Origin of the sequence: Litoreibacter meonggei, assembly GCF_003663885.1 — a bacterium.
Classification (GTDB): domain Bacteria; phylum Pseudomonadota; class Alphaproteobacteria; order Rhodobacterales; family Rhodobacteraceae; genus Litoreibacter; species Litoreibacter meonggei.
Genome location: NZ_RCCE01000006.1, coordinates 116,721 through 131,065, shown reverse-complemented (window position 1 = coordinate 131,065; position 14,345 = coordinate 116,721). Strand labels below are relative to the sequence as shown.

The following is a 14,345-nucleotide window of genomic DNA, read 5'->3' as shown; positions in this document are numbered from 1 at the left end:
GTAATCAATGACCAATCCCTATGAGGCACGGCTGTTGCGTGTGAAAGACTACATCCACGACAACCCTGCGGCTGATCTGTCGTTGGACGCGCTGGCGGATGTGGCGGCGATGAGCCGGTTTCACTGGCATCGGGTGTTTCACGGGATGACCGGAGAGACCTGCGCCGCCGCAGTGCGGCGTATCCGGATGCATCGGGCGGCGTGCTGGCTGGTGCAAAGGGACTGGTCGATCGGGGAAGTTGCGGCGCGGTGCGGCTATGACAACATCGCCAGCTTCACCCGCATTTTCCGCGAGGCATTTGGTGTGACTCCGGCGGCGTTTCGCAAACGCGGGGCTCTGGCGTCTCCAAGCCCCGAAACCCACAGAGGAGAATTTTCCATGTACCCTGTTGAAATTAAAGAACGATCCGGCGGACGAATGGCGGCTTTGGCTCATACTGGCCCCTATCTGGAGATCGGCAAGAAGTTCGAAGCCATCTCCGCGATGTTCACGTCGCGCGGGCTGTGGCCCTCGGCGCGGGGGATGGCGGGGGTCTATTACGACGACCCGAATGCAGTGGCTGAATCCAAACTGCGCAGCCATGCGGGAATACTGGTCAGCGATGACTTCGAGATGCCCGACGGCATGGAAGACTTGCAAATACCCGCAGGCAAGGTTGCCGTGTTGACCCATACCGGCCCGTATGCGGGGCTGAAGGCGGCGTATGACTACCTGTATGGGGTCTGGCTGCCTGAAAGCGGGGAGGAGCCGGGGGACGCGCCTGCGATGGAGGTTTACCTGAACGACCCGACGGATACGGCACCGGAAGATTTGGTGACGGAACTCTATTTGCCGCTGAAATAGGGCGGTGCGCTGCCCCAAGGTATTGGGGCAGCGCAATTTTTAGCTGTTTATCATCTCGAATTGCTTGACGATGACCTCGGCTTGTTTGATCGAGGCGATGTCGACCAAGCGGCCCTTGTAGACGGTCGCGCCCTCGCCGTTGGCTTTGGCGGTTTCCATGGCTTCAAGAATTTCGCGGGCCTCGGTGACTTGTTCTTCGGAGGGGGTAAACACCTCGTTTGCAAGGGCAATTTGCTTCGGGTGAATGGCCCATTTGCCAGCCATGCCTAACACGGCCGAGCGACGGGCTTGGGCGCGGAAGCCCTCGTCGTCGGAGAAGTCACCGAAGGGGCCGTCAACTGGCAGGACGCCGTAAGTTCTTGCGGCTGCTACGATTTTGGCCTGCGCCCAGTGCCATGGATCGGACCAGTGCTGGTTGCCGCCTTGCAGCATGTAGTAGTTTTCCTGCGTGCCACCGATACCGGTGGTCTGCATCCCCATTGAGGCTGCGAAGTCGGCGGCGCCCAGCGACATGGCTTGCAGACGGGGCGAGGATGCGGCGATTTCTTCGGCATGGGCGATGCCTGCGGCGCTTTCGATGATGACCTCGAAGCTGATCTTTTTGGTGCGGCCTTTTGCGGCCTCGATGGAGGTCACAAGGGCGTCGACGGCGTAGATATCGGCGGCGCAGCCGACTTTCGGGATCATGATCTGGTCAAGGCGATCGGATGATTTCTCAAGCAAATCAACGACATCACGATACCAGTAGGGGGTGTCCAACCCGTTGATGCGCACCGACAAATACTTGTTGCCCCAATCGACCTCATGTGTCGCCTTGATGACGTTCTCGCGGGCGGTGTCTTTGTCGGATGGCGCGACGGAATCTTCGAGATCAAGGTTGATGACGTCGGCGGCGGAGGCGGCCATCTTCTCGAAAAGCGCGGGGCGGGAGCCGGGGCCGAAGAGCTGGCAACGGTTTGGACGGGCAGGGGTGGCGGGTTGCAGGCGGAAGCTCATGGGCATTTCTTTCGCGTAAGGATGTTTCGTGTTTGCTGCGGTCAGGGATAGGATATTGCGCGATGCTCTGCAAGCGCTGCGCTGCGGCGAACGGGGTTTTGTACACCACGTACGCCGCGTACATCGTTTCTGCCAGTTTGTACGAAATCAGTGCTTGGCGCGGGCGATAAGGTCCAGAACGACCGGGCCGATGGCCTCGACGATCAGCGCAACGCCGGAGGCGTCGGGGTGGATGCCGTCGCTTTGCATGTGGTCGCGCATGACCATGGCGCGGTCGTCGATACGGGTCAGACCCTCGAGGAAATTCGGGATCAGAAGCGCGTCGTGTTTGGCGGCGAGATCGGGGTAGAGCGCCTCGAACTCCCTCTCGTAATCGGGGCCGTAGTTGGACGGGGCGTCAATTCCTGCCAGCAGGAACGGTAGGCCGCGCTCCTCGATCTTGGTTAGGATGGCATCAAGGTTGGATTTCGCCTGTTCGGGGGGTAGCCCGCGCAGCACGTCGTTGCCGCCCAAGGCGACGATCACGGCGTCGACCTCTGGCGTCAGGGTCCAGTCGATGCGTGACAGGCCGCCCGCGGTGGTATCGCCGGAGACGCCTGCATTGACCAAGGTGACGTCCGCGCCTTGCGCGGTGAGCCACGCCTGAAGCTGCGGCACGAAGCCGTCTTCGGCGGGCAGGCCGTAGCCTTGGGTCAGACTGTCGCCAAGCGCGGCGATCGTCACCGGCTCTGCCATTGCGGGGCTTGCCAAGACGGATGCAAGTGCAAGGTTGCGAAGTGTGCGGAAGGGTCTATCTACAAGTCCACGCCCCAAGCCCAAGGACCAAGTGATGACCGATCCCGTGATGCGCCTGAAAGATTTGACCCTGTCACTGGACGGCAATGCCGGCGTGGTCGAGATCCTGAAGGGCATTTCTATGGAGGTGAGCGCAGGGGAAACCTTGGGGCTTACGGGGGCGTCGGGCTCTGGCAAATCGTCTCTCCTGATGGTGATGGGCGGGCTGGAGCGCGCCACATCGGGGCTTGTATCAGTTTTGGGCCAAGACCTCACGCCGATGGGCGAGGATGGGCTGGCCCGCTTCCGTAGGGACCATATGGGGGTGGTTTTCCAATCCTTCCACCTGATTCCGACAATGACCGCTTTGGAGAACGTAGCGCTGCCTTTGGAATTGGCAGGGGCCGAGGATGCGTTTGCGCGGGCGGATGCGGAACTGGCCGCTGTCGGGCTGGCGTCACGCGGCGGGCATTATCCGTCGCAGATGTCGGGCGGGGAACAGCAGCGTGTTGCGCTGGCGCGGGCGGTTGTCGGACGGCCGCAGATTTTGCTGGCGGACGAGCCTACGGGCAATCTGGACGCGGCGACGGGCGAAATGGTGATGGATTTGCTGTTCGACCTGCGCGACCGCCATGGCGCGACCTTGATCCTCGTGACCCATGCGCCGGAACTGGCGGCGCGGTGTGACCGCGTGGTGCAGCTGCGCGACGGGCAGATCATCAGCGACAGCCTTGCGATGGCCGCGCAATGAATCTTGCGTGGCGGATTGCGCGCCGCGAGCTGCGCGGCGGCTTGCGGGGGTTCTGGGTGTTTCTGGCCTGTCTGGCGTTGGGCGTGGCCGCAATTGCCGCGATCGGCACGGTGCGCGGCGCGATCGAGGCGGGGCTAACGGAACAGGGCGCGGTGATCCTTGGCGGCGACGCGGAAGTGCAACTGACCTACCGGTTTGCCGAACCTGAAGAGCGCGCGTTTTTCGAGAGCTTGGGGGATGTGTCGGAGCTTGTCGATTTCCGCTCCATGCTGGCGACAGGGGACGAACGCGCCCTGACGCAAGTCAAAGGCGTTGACGACATGTATCCGCTTTATGGCGCGGTTCAACTGACACCGGACATACCTTTGGCAGAGGCTTTGGCAGGGCGCGACGGGTTCGCGGGGGCGGTGGTTGATCCGGTCCTGCTGGCGCGACTGGGCTTGGACGTGGGCGACCGCGTGAAGCTGGGGGTCAAAGAGTTCATCGTCATGGCCGCGTTGGAGCGCATGCCGGACAGCGCGGGGGCGGGTTTCTCGCTGGGGCCGCCGACACTGGTGGAAAGTGCGGCCTTGCAGGACGCGGGGCTTTTGACGCCAGGGACTTTATTCGAGACGGAATACCGGATCAGGACGACTGAGGCGTTGGATCTGGAGGCCGCCAAAGCGCAGGCCGAAGCGGCGTTGGAAGGCACCGGCTTTCGCTGGCGGGACCGGCGCAACGGCGCGCCGGGGATTTCGCGGTTTGTGGAGCGGCTGTCGGCGTTTCTGGTGCTGGTGGGGCTGACGGGATTGGCCGTGGGCGGCGTCGGCGTATCGGCGGCGGTCAGGGCCTATCTGGCGGGCAAAACGGAAGTGATCGCCACCTTGCGTAGTCTGGGCGCGTCGGGCGGCTTGGTGTTTCGGGTCTATCTGTTGCAGGTGGGTTTCCTCGCGGCGCTGGGCATTGCCATGGGACTGGTGCTGGGCGGGCTGTTGCCGCTGGCGTTCGGCCCGTTGATTGAGGCGAGCTTGCCGGTGCCGGTGGAACTGGCGCTGCGCCTGCGGCCCTTGGCGGAAGCGGCCCTATACGGGGCGTTGGCGGCGGCGTTGTTTACGCTGTGGCCGCTGGGCCAGTCGGAGCATATCCGCGCGGCGGCGTTGTTTCGGGATGCGCAGAGCGGTGTCAAAGGCTGGCCGAGGCCGGTCTGGATTGTTGTGTGCGCGTTAATCTTAGCTGCACTGGTAGGCTCTGCGGCGTGGCTTTCCGGTTTGGTCATGCTGACCCTGTGGGCGGCGGGTGGCATCATGGCGGCGTTTGTATTGCTGGTGTTGGCGGCGATGGGCGTGCGGGTGCTGGCGCGGTGGCTTTCGCGGCGGTTGCGCGGGTTCAAGACGTTGCGCTTTGCGTTGGGCGCGGTTGGCGGGCCGGGGCGCGAGGCGCAGGCCGTCGTTGTCTCATTGGGGCTGGGCCTGTCGGTGCTGGCGGCAGTGGGACAGATCGACTGGAACCTGCGCAATGCGATTGCCGGGGACTTGCCCGAGATTGCGCCAAGCTATTTCATCGTGGATGTGCAGCCCGATCAGCTGGAGCCGCTTGTGGCATCTTTGACCGCGCGCCCAAGCGTGTCGAAGATCGAAAGCGCGCCGATGTTGCGCGGCGTGATTGCCAAGATCAACGGTAAGCCTGCGATGGAGGTGGCACCGGACCACTGGGTCGTGCGCGGTGATCGCGGCGTGACCTATGCGGATGCGTTGCCGGCAGGGACCGACATTACGGCAGGCGCATGGTGGGGCAAAGGGTACGAGGGCAACCCACAGATCAGCTTTGCCGCCGAGGAAGCGGAGGAGCTTGGTTTGAAACTGGGTGACACCCTGACCGTCAACGTGCTGGGGCGCGACATCACCGCCACGATTACCAGCTTTCGCGAGGTTAATTTCTCGACCGGAGGGCTCGGGTTCGTGCTGTCGATGAATGCGGCGGCGCTTCGGGGTGCACCGCACACGCATATCGCCACGATCTACGCCGAGGAAGCCGATGAAGGCGCGATTTTGCGCGACATGGCGAAGACCTATCCGAATATCACCGCGATCCGCGTGCGTGACGCAATCGACCGTGTCAGCGAGGTTCTGCAAGGCATCGCGGCGGCGATCACCTACGGCGCGTTGGCGACGTTGGTCACGGGGGGCATCGTGTTGATCGGCACGGCTGCCGCTGGAGAAAAGGCGCGGGTTTATGAAGGCGCTGTGCTGAAGACGCTGGGCGCGTCACGCGCTGCGGTGCTGGGCAACTTCGCGCTACGTTCGGCGCTGTTGGGCCTGACGGCTGGTGGGATCGCACTGGTGACCGGTATTGCGGCCGGATGGGGGGTTATGGTTTTCGTCATGGAGTCGGATTTCCAGATCGCTGTCGGCTCTGCCGTAGCGATCATCACGGGCGGCATTCTGGCCACGTTGGCAACCGGGCTGATGTTTGCATGGCGCCCCCTTGCCACGCGGCCAGCACAGGTTTTGCGCGCCCGCGAGTGATGCGCTTATTGCAGGTCCGCGAACGCGGTCTGCATGCGCGCGACGGCATCTTCGATGACCGCGCGTGGTGCGCCGATGTTGAAGCGCATGAACTCCTCGCCACCCGTGCCGAAGGTCTGGCCGTGGCTTGCGGCGATTTTGGCGGTGTCCTGCGTGCGGTTGGTAAACTCGGCGCGGCTCATGCCGGTGCCGGAAAAATCGACCCAAGCAAGATAGGTTGATTCCATCTGCATGGAGGCAAGACCGGGGATGGCGTTGATCCCTGCGTCGAAGATTTTGCGATTGGTGTCGAGATAGTCGACCAGCGCGTCAACCCACGCGGCCCCTTCGGGGGAATAGGCGGCGGTGGCCATAAACAGGCCGAAGCTGTTGGCACTGATGCCCATCGCGGCCATGCGGCTTGCGAAGCGGGCCCGCAGGTCCGGGTCCGCGATGATGACATTGCCAGCGTGAGAGCCCGCGATGTTGAAGGTCTTGGTCGCCGCTGTCATCATCACTAGCCGGTCCTCGATGCCCGGCAAGGTTGCCATCGGGATATGCGTGTGGCTGGGGTAGACGAGGTCGTGGTGGATTTCGTCGGACACCAGAATGAGGTCGTGGCGTTTGGCGAAGGCGGCGACGGCTTGCAGTTCCGCTTTGGTCCAGACGCGCCCGCAGGGGTTGTGCGGCGAACACAGGATCAGCATGGTCTCCTTGCCCGTCATCTGCGCGTCATAGGCGTCGAAATCCATCTCGTAGCGGCCGTCCGAATTGACCAGCTGACACTCCACCACGTCGCGGCCTGCGGCTTTGATGACGCGGGCGAAGGCGTGGTAGACGGGTGTGAACAGCACGATACCGTCGCCGGGTTTGGTGAACGCATCGAGGCACATGGCCGTGCCATTCACCAGCCCGTGGGTGGTGAAGATATGGTCGGGGTTCAGCGCCCAGCCGTGGCGGTTTTTCATCCACCACTGGATTGCCGCGCGATATGCGGTTTCGTCACCGTAGTAGCCGTAGACACCGTGTTCGTACATCGCCTTGACCGCGTCCTGCACACATTGCGGCGGGCGGAAGTCCATGTCCGCCACCCACATTGCAAGGCCGTCATCGGGGGAGACGCCGTATATCGCCTCCATCTTGTCCCATTTGGAGGAATGGGTGCCGCGGCGGTCGATCGGGGTGTCGAAACTCATGGATCAGTTCTCCTTGTTATCGGGCGCAAGGTCGCGGGATTCCCGAAGCGCTGCAAGTGCCAAAATCAGAGATGCCATCATGGTGTGCTCTGGTCGGGCGGAGTTCGGCCCGAAGCTCTTGTTCCGAAGGGCGGGAACGGTTATCTGAGCGGCATGAAACGCCCGATCCTGATCCACCCCGACCCGCGCCTGAAAAAAGTGGCCAAACCTGTCGTCGACGTCTCGGACGCGCTGCGGGAACTGGCGGACGACATGCTGGAGACCATGTATGACGCGCCGGGCATCGGTCTGGCCGCGCCGCAGGTCGGCGTGATGGACCGGCTGATCGTGCTGGACTGCATCAAGAAAGAGGGCGAAAGCCCCCGCCCGCTGGTGATGTTCAACCCCGAGGTTATCGCCTCGTCGGAGGAAGAGAACACCTACGAGGAGGGCTGCCTGTCGATCCCCGAGCAATATGCCGACGTGACCCGCCCTGCGGACGTGACCGTGCGCTGGATTGACCGCGACGGGGCGTTGCAGGAAGAGACCTTTGACGGGCTGTGGGCCACCTGCGTACAGCACGAGATCGACCACCTTGAGGGCAAGCTGTTCATCGACTACCTGCGCCCGCTGAAACGCCAGATGATTACCCGCAAGATGGTCAAGCTGAAGCGCGAAATGGCCCGCGCCGGATGATCCTGCCGATTGTGCAGCATCCCGACCCGAGGCTGAGACAGTTATGCGCGCCGGTTTTCGACGTAGCGGAGCTTGGCGGGCTGATCGCCGAGATGTTCGAGACGATGTATGCCGCATCCGGGCGTGGGCTGGCCGCGCCTCAGGTGGGGCGGCTGATCCGGCTGTTCGTGATGGACTGCACCTGGAAAGAGGGGGAGCGAAGCCCTGTTGTGATGATCAACCCCGAAATTCTGTCACGATCGCCCGAGACGCAGCGCAACGAGGAGGGCTGCCTGTCGATAGCGGACCATCCTGTGTGGGTGGAGCGGCCCGAGCGTATCGAGGTGACATGGACCGACGCGCAAGGCGCGCAGCGGCGGGGCGGGTTCAAAGGTTTCGCGGCGGCCTGCGTGCTGCACGAAATTGACCATCTCGACGGGGTTCTGATCGTGGATTACGAGGATAAAGCATGAAGCGCCCGTTCGTGATGTGGCCCGACAAGCGCTTGCGCAGTGTCGCGGCGGATGTGGCGTTGGTCACCGACGAGACCCGCGCAATCTGGGCCGATATGGTCGAGACCATGGACGCGATGCCCGGCGTGGGGCTGGCGGCAGTGCAGATCGGCGTGATGCAGCGGCTGGCCGTCGTGGATGCGTCGGAAGCGCGGGGGCAGGCTGTGTTGATGGCGAACCCGGAGGTGCTGCATGCCAGCGGGCAGATGCGGGAGCATGACGAGGCGTCCCCGAATTTGCCGGGTGTTTCGGCCGTGGTCGAGCGGCCGCGCGCGGTGACGGTTCGGTTTTTGAACGCGGTGGGTGAGGTTGAGGAGCGCGATTTTGTCGGGCTCTGGGCGACCTCGGTGCAGCACCAGATCGACCACCTGCGGGGCAAGATGTACTTCGATCACCTGAGCCGCACCAAGCGGGGAATGCTGGTGAAAAAGGCAAGGAAGCTGGTGCGATGAAAATTGTTTTTATGGGCACGCCGGAGTTTTCTGTTCCGGTTCTGGAGGCTGTGGTCGAGGCGGGTCACGAAATCGTCGCCGTCTATTCCCAACCGCCGCGCCCTGCGGGACGGGGCAAGAAGGACCGACCGTCGCCTGTGCAGGCGCGGGCCGAGGACTTGGGCTTGGTAGTGCGCCATCCAGTGTCGCTGAAGGGCGCGGCCGAGCAAGAGGAGTTCGCCGCGCTGGGCGCGGATGTGGCGGTGGTCGTGGCCTACGGGCTGATCCTGCCGCAAGCCGTGCTAGACGCGCCGAAGCGGGGGTGCCTGAATATCCACGCCTCGTTGTTGCCGCGCTGGCGCGGGGCCGCGCCGATCCATCGCGCCATCATGGCGGGGGATGCTGAGACGGGCATCTGCATCATGCAGATGGAGGCAGGGCTGGACACGGGGCCGGTGTTGCTGCGTGAGGCGACCGGCATCGGCGCTACAGAGACCACGGGCGCATTGCACGACCGGCTGAGCGCCATAGGCGCGCGGATGATTGTCGACGCGCTTTCACGTCTGGACGAGCTGGCGGCGGAGCCACAGCCGGAGGACGGCGTGACCTACGCCGCCAAGATCGACAAGGCAGAGGCGCGGATCGACTGGACGTGTAGCTCGGCCGAGATTGCGCGCCAGATTAATGGGCTGTCGCCGTTTCCGGGGGCGTGGACCGAGGCGGAGGGCGAGCGCGTCAAATGCCTGCGGGCCGCTGCGGTCGCGCAGGATCTTCCTGCGGGCGAGGTGCAACTGACCGGCGGGGCGCTATTGGTTGGCACCGGCGACGGGGCCGTTTCGATCCTGACGCTGCAACGGGCGGGCAAGAAGGCCGCCGACGCGGCGATTGTGACGCAAGGTTGGACGCCGCCGGAGCGCTTTTCCTAAACGCGGGGCGGTCGGCTTTTGTAGACGGGAAGGCTCCAGCCGAAGGCGAGGGAGCCGGTGCGCAAGGCCAGTGTGACGATGGCGCAGCCGAGGAGCGCTATGGGCAGGGGCTGGCCAAGGGCCAGCAAGCCCACGGCAGCGCCCGCGCCTGCGAAGGCGCAGGTGACGTAAAGCTCGCCTTGTTTGAGGACCAACGGCACCTCGTTGCAGACCACGTCGCGCATCAGGCCGCCGAAGCAGCCGGTCGAGATGCCCATGATCAGTACGATGGGCCATGTCGCATCCATTGCGACCGCCGCCGCAACCCCTGCGGGAACGGCCACGGCCAGCGCCAGCGCGTCGATCCACAAGATCGAGCGGTAGCGGGATTCCAGCAGGTGGGCGGTGAAGAACACGATGAAGGCTGCAACGGAGGCGACTATGATGAAGGTCGGCTCCTCCATCCAGAACACGGGGCGGTCGAGCAGCACGTCGCGGACCGTGCCACCGCCCACGGCAGTCAGGCAAGCGATGAAGACGAAGCCCACGATATCAAGCTGGGCGCGGCTGGCGACCAGCGCGCCGGTGAGGGCGAAGACGAAGACCGACGCGTAGTCGAGATAGACCAGCGACGTCATGGCTTGAACGGGGCCATGCCCGCGCGGGCCAGCTCGTCGGCGCGCTCGTTCTCGGGGTGGCCTGCGTGGCCCTTGACCCATTCCCATGTGACGGTGTGTCGGGCTTGCGCTTCGTCGAGGCGCTTCCAGAGGTCGATATTCTTGATCTCGCCGCCCTTCTTTTTCCAGCCTTTGGCCTTCCAGCCGTGAATCCATTTGGTGATACCGTCTTTGACGTAGGAACTGTCGGTCACGATGGTCAGCTTCGACGCGCGGCTGAGTGTTTCCAGCACGTTGATCGCGGCCAGCATTTCCATGCGGTTGTTGGTGGTGTTGGGCTCTCCGCCCTTGAGTTCGCGTTCTTTGACCACGGTGCCACCTTCGCGGGCGATGAGGATCGCGCCCCAGCCGCCGGGGCCAGGATTGCCGGAACATGCGCCATCCGTGTAGGCGAACAACTCAGCCATCGGACAGCACGATGATGAAGGGGGCGACGGTGCCGTCAAGCCCCGGCTCCGCGCCGAGGCGGGTGGTGCGCGGGGTAAAGCCCGCGTTTGTGAGAAGGTGTTTCAATTCGTCTTCCTGATAGTAGCTGTAGAGCCGCCCGATCTTGTCGCGGTTGGCGTCGTCCCCGATCTTGAGACCGATATGGAATATCCCGCCGGGTTTCAACGCCTTGCGGAGGGCAGACAGATGGCGGGGCATATCGGCTTTCGGCGCGTGGAGCAGCGAGAAATTCGCCCAGATGCCGTCATAGAGGTCGCTCCCCGAGATGTCGTCGAAGGTGGCGAGGCGGGCGTCGACCTCGTGCTGCTCGCGGGCGATGCGGATCATCTCGGGGGAGGCGTCGGTGGCTTCTACCGTGAAGCCCGCCGCCTGCATCATCGCGGCGGAGTTGCCCGGGCCGCAGCCGAGGTCGAGTATGTCGCCGTTGGGCGTGACCGCCTCCATGAAGGCCCGCAGGTCGGCGTCGGGCTTGGTGCGCGCGAACGTATCCGCGTAAGTGGCTGCACGGGCGTTGTAGACGTCGATAGTTTCCTTGTCGCTCATGCGTAGACTCCTATGAGAAGGCAGGCGCAGACAATCACCGTCAGCAAGGCGCGGAGTTTGAGCCACCATGCGGGCGTGAGGTTCCAGCGCGCGAATTGCACGTCGCAGGCGAAGACCAGAAGGAAGCCGATCAGCACGGCGGTGGTCGGGCGCGCGCCACCGCCGCCGATGGTGAAGAACGCCCATAGGGCGGGCAAGGTGCTCAGCGCATAGGCTGCGGCGGCGTTGGTTTTGGTGGCAAAGCCCCAGAGCACTCCGGACATGAAGCACAAGATCACCGTGCCGTAGGAGATCAGAATGTAGGACGCGCCGAAGCGCTGGCTGAGAAGCGAGGTGGTCTGGTCGTCGATGACGGGGACCAGCACGCCGAGCGCGCCCCACAGGAACGGTAGCAACCCCGCAAGGCCAAGGGTGAGGGCGGGGCGGGGGATCACGCGCGCTCTAGGGCCAGCTTCCCGGCGAGACCCGCGAAGATTGCGGCGAAGGAGCGGTTGAGCCATTTTAGCACCCGCTCGGAGCCGAGGATCGCATCGCGGGCGCGGGCGGCGAAGAGGCCATAAAGCACGAAGACCGCGAAGGTGAGAGCCATGAAGACCGTGCCCAGCAGGGTCATCTCAATCGTGACAGAGGCGGGGTTGCCGGACAGGAAGGGGGGCAGAAGGGCCAGAAAGAAGATCGACAGCTTGGGGTTCAGGATGTTGATCAATGCGCCACGGCGGGCAATTTGCCAGCCGTTTTGCGCGGATTGCGTACTGTTTACGGAGAGCGTTCCGCCGGATTTGAGCATCTGCCACGCGAGATAGAGCAGATAGGCGACGCCTGCGAATTTGACGATCTGGAACAGCAGAGCAGAGGTGTGCAGCACTGCGGCCAGCCCCAGCGTGGCGGCGGCGAGGTGGGGAACGATGCCGAAGGTACAGCCTAACGCCGCCCAGAGTGCGGCGCGGCGGCCTTGGCCGAGGCCCATGGCCAGCGTGTAGATGACGCCGGTGCCGGGGGCGAGGACGACGACGAGGGCGGTGAGCAGGAATTGGGTGGTGATCATGGGCAGGGTGCTCCGGTTGCGTAATACAGAGATATCATGGCAGGCGAAGATGTCACGCGCCGCGCGGCCCCTTCTAGCGCAGCGCGGCTTTGAACAAGACTGTGTCCAAATCGCCAAGAGCGCCGTCCTCCAGGCAGGCCGCGTAGCTGACCACCACGACCATTTCGCCGCCGTAGCTGGCAAAATAGGAGCCGTCACCCTCGTCGCCCCAGCACAGCAATCCCGCGTGCCAGAAGACGTTGCGCCCCTTTAGATTACGATAGAAAGACCCCATCACATACTTCGCACCGCGCCCAAGCTCGGCATGGGGCCAGTCAAGCGGCGCGCGCCCGATGTTGCGGGGACTGCCGAACCATTCCTTCGCAAAACGGGCGTAATCGCCGACCGACATGGACCAGCCGCCCCACGCACCCAGCGGGGCCCAGACAGGGTCGAGTGCTGCGGTGGCGATGCCCAGCGGATCGAGGACCAGCGACCGGCAATCGGCTTCGTAGTCCTGTTGCGCATGGGCGTCGATCACGGCCCCCAAAACGGCGTAATTGGCGTTGTTGTAGCGGAAGGACGCGTCTGCCCGGGGGGCGTCCAGCGCTAGTTTGGTCGCGAGCTTATGGCGCGGCGTGCGGTCGGCTTCCAGATGCCACGGCTTGCCTTGGGTCAGGTCTTCGTCAAAGCCGGAGGTCTGCGACAGGAAATCGTGCAAACTGCCTGCGCCTTCAGGGGCGTCAATCAGCGTTGAAATCTGCGCGTCGAGGTCGAAGACGCCTTCTTGCTGGAACACGGCGATGCAAGCCCCGGTGATGGCTTTTGACAGGCTCGCCAATGTGACAGGCGCGGCGGCATCGCGGCCATAGCCCTTCGTCAGCGTTGGTGCGCGGGCGTCGCCTGCGAGCACCGCGATGGAGGCTTTGGTGATGCCGTGGTCGGACATCCATGCCTCGAACGCGGTCACGATGGCGGCTTGGCGATCGTCTTGTGCGGCCACCGGCATGGTCAGAAGTAAAGCGCCAACCAGGAGCGCCCGCAGACTCATGTCGGTTCTCTCAACACGCGAGGGACTTTGAATTCGACGTTCTCGACGGCGGTCTCCACGATTTCCTCGGTCACGTCGTAGCGCGCCTTGAAGGCGTCGATGACCTCGTTGATCAGCACTTCAGGGGCCGATGCGCCTGCGGTGATGCCGATGCTGTCGATACCGTCCAGCGCGCGCCAGTCGATATCGGCGGCGCGTTGCACCAATTGCGCGTAGGTGCAACCCGCCTTGGCTCCGACCTCGACCAGCCGTCTGGAGTTGGAGGAGTTCGGCGCGCCGATGACCAGCATCGCGTTGGTCTTGGTGGCCATCGCTTTTACCGCCTCTTGCCGGTTGGTGGTGGCGTAGCAGATGTCTTCTTTGTGCGGTCCGATGATCGCGGGGAAGCGGGTTTGCAGGGCCGTGACCACATCGGCGGTATCATCGACGGACAGGGTGGTCTGGGTGATGAAGGCCAGCTTTTCAGGATTGCGCGGGGTGATGGTGGCGACGTCTTCGGGGGTCTCGACCAGAATGACCTCGCCCTCGGGCAACTGGCCCATGGTGCCGACGGTTTCGGGGTGGCCGGCATGGCCGATCATCACCATTTGCAAGCCGTTGGAGTGATGACGCTCCGCCTCGATATGGACCTTGGAGACCAGCGGGCAAGTGGCGTCAACGTAGATCATCTCTCGCTTGGCGGCGGCGGCGGGGACGGCTTTGGGGACACCATGGGCCGAGAAGATCACCGGGCGGTCATCGGGGCATTCGTCAAGCTCCTCGACGAACACAGCACCTTGGTCGCGCAGGGCGTCGACCACATACTTGTTATGCACGATTTCGTGGCGCACGTAGACGGGCGCGCCCCATTTCTCCAAGGCCATCTCCACGATCTTGATGGCGCGGTCCACGCCTGCGCAGAACCCGCGCGGGGCGGCGAGATAGAGGGTGAGGGGGGGCTTGGTCATGATGTGTCGCTCCTGCTTAAGGCATGAAGTAGGGGGTTGGGCCAGCGGGGTCCAGTGGTGGCTCGCGGAAATGTGTGTTTTTGGCGCTTGACCCTCCACCTGCTGGAAGC

The 14,345-nt window shown here is 63.8% G+C and carries 17 protein-coding genes; 7 read left to right on the top strand and 10 right to left on the bottom strand.

Annotated features, from left to right (window positions below):
• The first annotated feature begins 7 nt into the window (after nucleotides 1-7).
• Nucleotides 8-844 carry an AraC family transcriptional regulator gene (locus BCF46_RS16765; protein ID WP_121027041.1) on the top strand — a complete coding sequence of 279 codons (837 nt, stop codon included), beginning with the start codon at nucleotides 8-10 and terminating at the stop codon, nucleotides 842-844.
• A gap of 39 nt (nucleotides 845-883) precedes the next feature.
• Here the strand turns inward: BCF46_RS16765 and BCF46_RS16760 are convergent, their stop codons facing one another.
• Together BCF46_RS16760 and BCF46_RS16755 are read right to left on the bottom strand one after the other, a co-directional pair.
• Nucleotides 884-1,840, bottom strand: a complete 957-nt coding sequence (locus BCF46_RS16760) for an L-malyl-CoA/beta-methylmalyl-CoA lyase (protein ID WP_121027038.1) — start codon at nucleotides 1,838-1,840, stop codon at nucleotides 884-886.
• 147 nt (nucleotides 1,841-1,987) lie between these two features.
• Entirely contained in the window at nucleotides 1,988-2,590 is a 603-nt protein-coding gene (locus tag BCF46_RS16755; RefSeq protein WP_425454432.1) for an arylesterase, read from the bottom strand.
• A gap of 79 nt (nucleotides 2,591-2,669) precedes the next feature.
• Here BCF46_RS16755 and BCF46_RS16750 point away from each other — a divergent pair, with 79 nt between their 5' ends.
• Nucleotides 2,670-3,365, top strand: a complete 696-nt coding sequence (locus BCF46_RS16750; RefSeq protein ID WP_121027033.1) for an ABC transporter ATP-binding protein — start codon at nucleotides 2,670-2,672, stop codon at nucleotides 3,363-3,365.
• On the top strand, nucleotides 3,362-5,869 hold the full coding sequence (locus BCF46_RS16745; RefSeq protein WP_121027030.1) for an ABC transporter permease: 2,508 nt from the start codon (nucleotides 3,362-3,364) through the stop codon (nucleotides 5,867-5,869). Before BCF46_RS16750 ends, BCF46_RS16745 begins: the two co-directional genes overlap by 4 nt.
• A gap of 5 nt (nucleotides 5,870-5,874) precedes the next feature.
• Here the strand turns inward: BCF46_RS16745 and BCF46_RS16740 are convergent, their stop codons facing one another.
• A complete protein-coding gene (locus tag BCF46_RS16740; RefSeq protein ID WP_121027027.1) occupies nucleotides 5,875-7,044 on the bottom strand; it encodes a MalY/PatB family protein in 1,170 nt (389 codons plus the stop codon).
• A 153-nt stretch (nucleotides 7,045-7,197) separates the two neighbouring features.
• On the opposite strand from BCF46_RS16740, the gene def (BCF46_RS16735) reads away from it, so the two are divergent.
• Genes def (BCF46_RS16735) through fmt form a run of 4 tightly spaced genes read left to right on the top strand, consistent with a single transcriptional unit; the run spans nucleotide 7,198 to nucleotide 9,567 of the window.
• Nucleotides 7,198-7,719 carry a peptide deformylase gene (gene def, locus BCF46_RS16735; protein WP_121027024.1) on the top strand — a complete coding sequence of 174 codons (522 nt, stop codon included), beginning with the start codon at nucleotides 7,198-7,200 and terminating at the stop codon, nucleotides 7,717-7,719.
• Nucleotides 7,716-8,171: a peptide deformylase gene (def, locus tag BCF46_RS16730; protein WP_121027021.1), complete on the top strand. Its 456-nt coding sequence runs from the start codon at nucleotides 7,716-7,718 to the stop codon at nucleotides 8,169-8,171. The genes def (BCF46_RS16735) and def (BCF46_RS16730) overlap by 4 nt, the downstream gene beginning before the upstream one ends.
• The gene (def, locus tag BCF46_RS16725; RefSeq protein ID WP_121027018.1) at nucleotides 8,168-8,662 is read left to right on the top strand and encodes a peptide deformylase; all 495 of its coding nucleotides are present in this window, start codon (nucleotides 8,168-8,170) and stop codon (nucleotides 8,660-8,662) included. Before def (BCF46_RS16730) ends, def (BCF46_RS16725) begins: the two co-directional genes overlap by 4 nt.
• Nucleotides 8,659-9,567, top strand: a complete 909-nt coding sequence (fmt, locus tag BCF46_RS16720) for a methionyl-tRNA formyltransferase (RefSeq protein ID WP_121027015.1) — start codon at nucleotides 8,659-8,661, stop codon at nucleotides 9,565-9,567. The genes def (BCF46_RS16725) and fmt overlap by 4 nt, the downstream gene beginning before the upstream one ends.
• On the opposite strand, the gene BCF46_RS16715 is transcribed toward fmt, so the two are convergent.
• The 7 genes from BCF46_RS16715 to ispH form a co-directional block, all read right to left on the bottom strand.
• Nucleotides 9,564-10,184 carry a trimeric intracellular cation channel family protein gene (locus tag BCF46_RS16715; RefSeq protein ID WP_121027013.1) on the bottom strand — a complete coding sequence of 207 codons (621 nt, stop codon included), beginning with the start codon at nucleotides 10,182-10,184 and terminating at the stop codon, nucleotides 9,564-9,566. The two genes, fmt and BCF46_RS16715, sit on opposite strands and share 4 nt — an antisense overlap.
• Complete coding sequence (gene rnhA / locus BCF46_RS16710; RefSeq protein ID WP_121027010.1) at nucleotides 10,181-10,630, bottom strand: ribonuclease HI; 450 nt, start codon at nucleotides 10,628-10,630, stop codon at nucleotides 10,181-10,183. Before rnhA ends, BCF46_RS16715 begins: the two co-directional genes overlap by 4 nt.
• On the bottom strand, nucleotides 10,623-11,213 hold the full coding sequence (locus tag BCF46_RS16705; protein ID WP_121027007.1) for a class I SAM-dependent methyltransferase: 591 nt from the start codon (nucleotides 11,211-11,213) through the stop codon (nucleotides 10,623-10,625). Before BCF46_RS16705 ends, rnhA begins: the two co-directional genes overlap by 8 nt.
• On the bottom strand, nucleotides 11,210-11,647 hold the full coding sequence (locus BCF46_RS16700) for a DUF3429 domain-containing protein (RefSeq protein ID WP_245990212.1): 438 nt from the start codon (nucleotides 11,645-11,647) through the stop codon (nucleotides 11,210-11,212). Before BCF46_RS16700 ends, BCF46_RS16705 begins: the two co-directional genes overlap by 4 nt.
• The gene (locus BCF46_RS16695; RefSeq protein ID WP_121027001.1) at nucleotides 11,644-12,258 is read right to left on the bottom strand and encodes a LysE family translocator; all 615 of its coding nucleotides are present in this window, start codon (nucleotides 12,256-12,258) and stop codon (nucleotides 11,644-11,646) included. The genes BCF46_RS16700 and BCF46_RS16695 overlap by 4 nt, the downstream gene beginning before the upstream one ends.
• A gap of 73 nt (nucleotides 12,259-12,331) precedes the next feature.
• Nucleotides 12,332-13,288 (bottom strand): serine hydrolase domain-containing protein, encoded by a 957-nt coding sequence (locus BCF46_RS16690; protein ID WP_121026998.1) that lies wholly within the window; start codon nucleotides 13,286-13,288, stop codon nucleotides 12,332-12,334.
• Nucleotides 13,285-14,235 carry a 4-hydroxy-3-methylbut-2-enyl diphosphate reductase gene (gene ispH / locus BCF46_RS16685; RefSeq protein ID WP_121026995.1) on the bottom strand — a complete coding sequence of 317 codons (951 nt, stop codon included), beginning with the start codon at nucleotides 14,233-14,235 and terminating at the stop codon, nucleotides 13,285-13,287. Before ispH ends, BCF46_RS16690 begins: the two co-directional genes overlap by 4 nt.
• Between the last annotated feature and the right edge of the window lie 110 nt (nucleotides 14,236-14,345).

Excerpts from the sequence above, each read along its gene's own strand:
- BCF46_RS16765 (WP_121027041.1), top strand. The coding sequence starts at position 8 with ATGACCAATCCCTATGAGGCACGGCTGTTGCGTGTGAAAGACTACATC.
- BCF46_RS16760 (WP_121027038.1), bottom strand. The coding sequence starts at position 1,840 with ATGAGCTTCCGCCTGCAACCCGCCACCCCTGCCCGTCCAAACCGTTGC.
- BCF46_RS16750 (WP_121027033.1), top strand. The coding sequence starts at position 2,670 with ATGACCGATCCCGTGATGCGCCTGAAAGATTTGACCCTGTCACTGGAC.
- BCF46_RS16745 (WP_121027030.1), top strand. The coding sequence starts at position 3,362 with ATGAATCTTGCGTGGCGGATTGCGCGCCGCGAGCTGCGCGGCGGCTTG.
- BCF46_RS16740 (WP_121027027.1), bottom strand. The coding sequence starts at position 7,044 with ATGAGTTTCGACACCCCGATCGACCGCCGCGGCACCCATTCCTCCAAA.
- def (WP_121027024.1), top strand. The coding sequence starts at position 7,198 with ATGAAACGCCCGATCCTGATCCACCCCGACCCGCGCCTGAAAAAAGTG.
- def (WP_121027021.1), top strand. The coding sequence starts at position 7,716 with ATGATCCTGCCGATTGTGCAGCATCCCGACCCGAGGCTGAGACAGTTA.
- def (WP_121027018.1), top strand. The coding sequence starts at position 8,168 with ATGAAGCGCCCGTTCGTGATGTGGCCCGACAAGCGCTTGCGCAGTGTC.
- fmt (WP_121027015.1), top strand. The coding sequence starts at position 8,659 with ATGAAAATTGTTTTTATGGGCACGCCGGAGTTTTCTGTTCCGGTTCTG.
- BCF46_RS16715 (WP_121027013.1), bottom strand. The coding sequence starts at position 10,184 with ATGACGTCGCTGGTCTATCTCGACTACGCGTCGGTCTTCGTCTTCGCC.
- rnhA (WP_121027010.1), bottom strand. The coding sequence starts at position 10,630 with ATGGCTGAGTTGTTCGCCTACACGGATGGCGCATGTTCCGGCAATCCT.
- BCF46_RS16705 (WP_121027007.1), bottom strand. The coding sequence starts at position 11,213 with ATGAGCGACAAGGAAACTATCGACGTCTACAACGCCCGTGCAGCCACT.
- BCF46_RS16695 (WP_121027001.1), bottom strand. The coding sequence starts at position 12,258 with ATGATCACCACCCAATTCCTGCTCACCGCCCTCGTCGTCGTCCTCGCC.
- BCF46_RS16690 (WP_121026998.1), bottom strand. The coding sequence starts at position 13,288 with ATGAGTCTGCGGGCGCTCCTGGTTGGCGCTTTACTTCTGACCATGCCG.
- ispH (WP_121026995.1), bottom strand. The coding sequence starts at position 14,235 with ATGACCAAGCCCCCCCTCACCCTCTATCTCGCCGCCCCGCGCGGGTTC.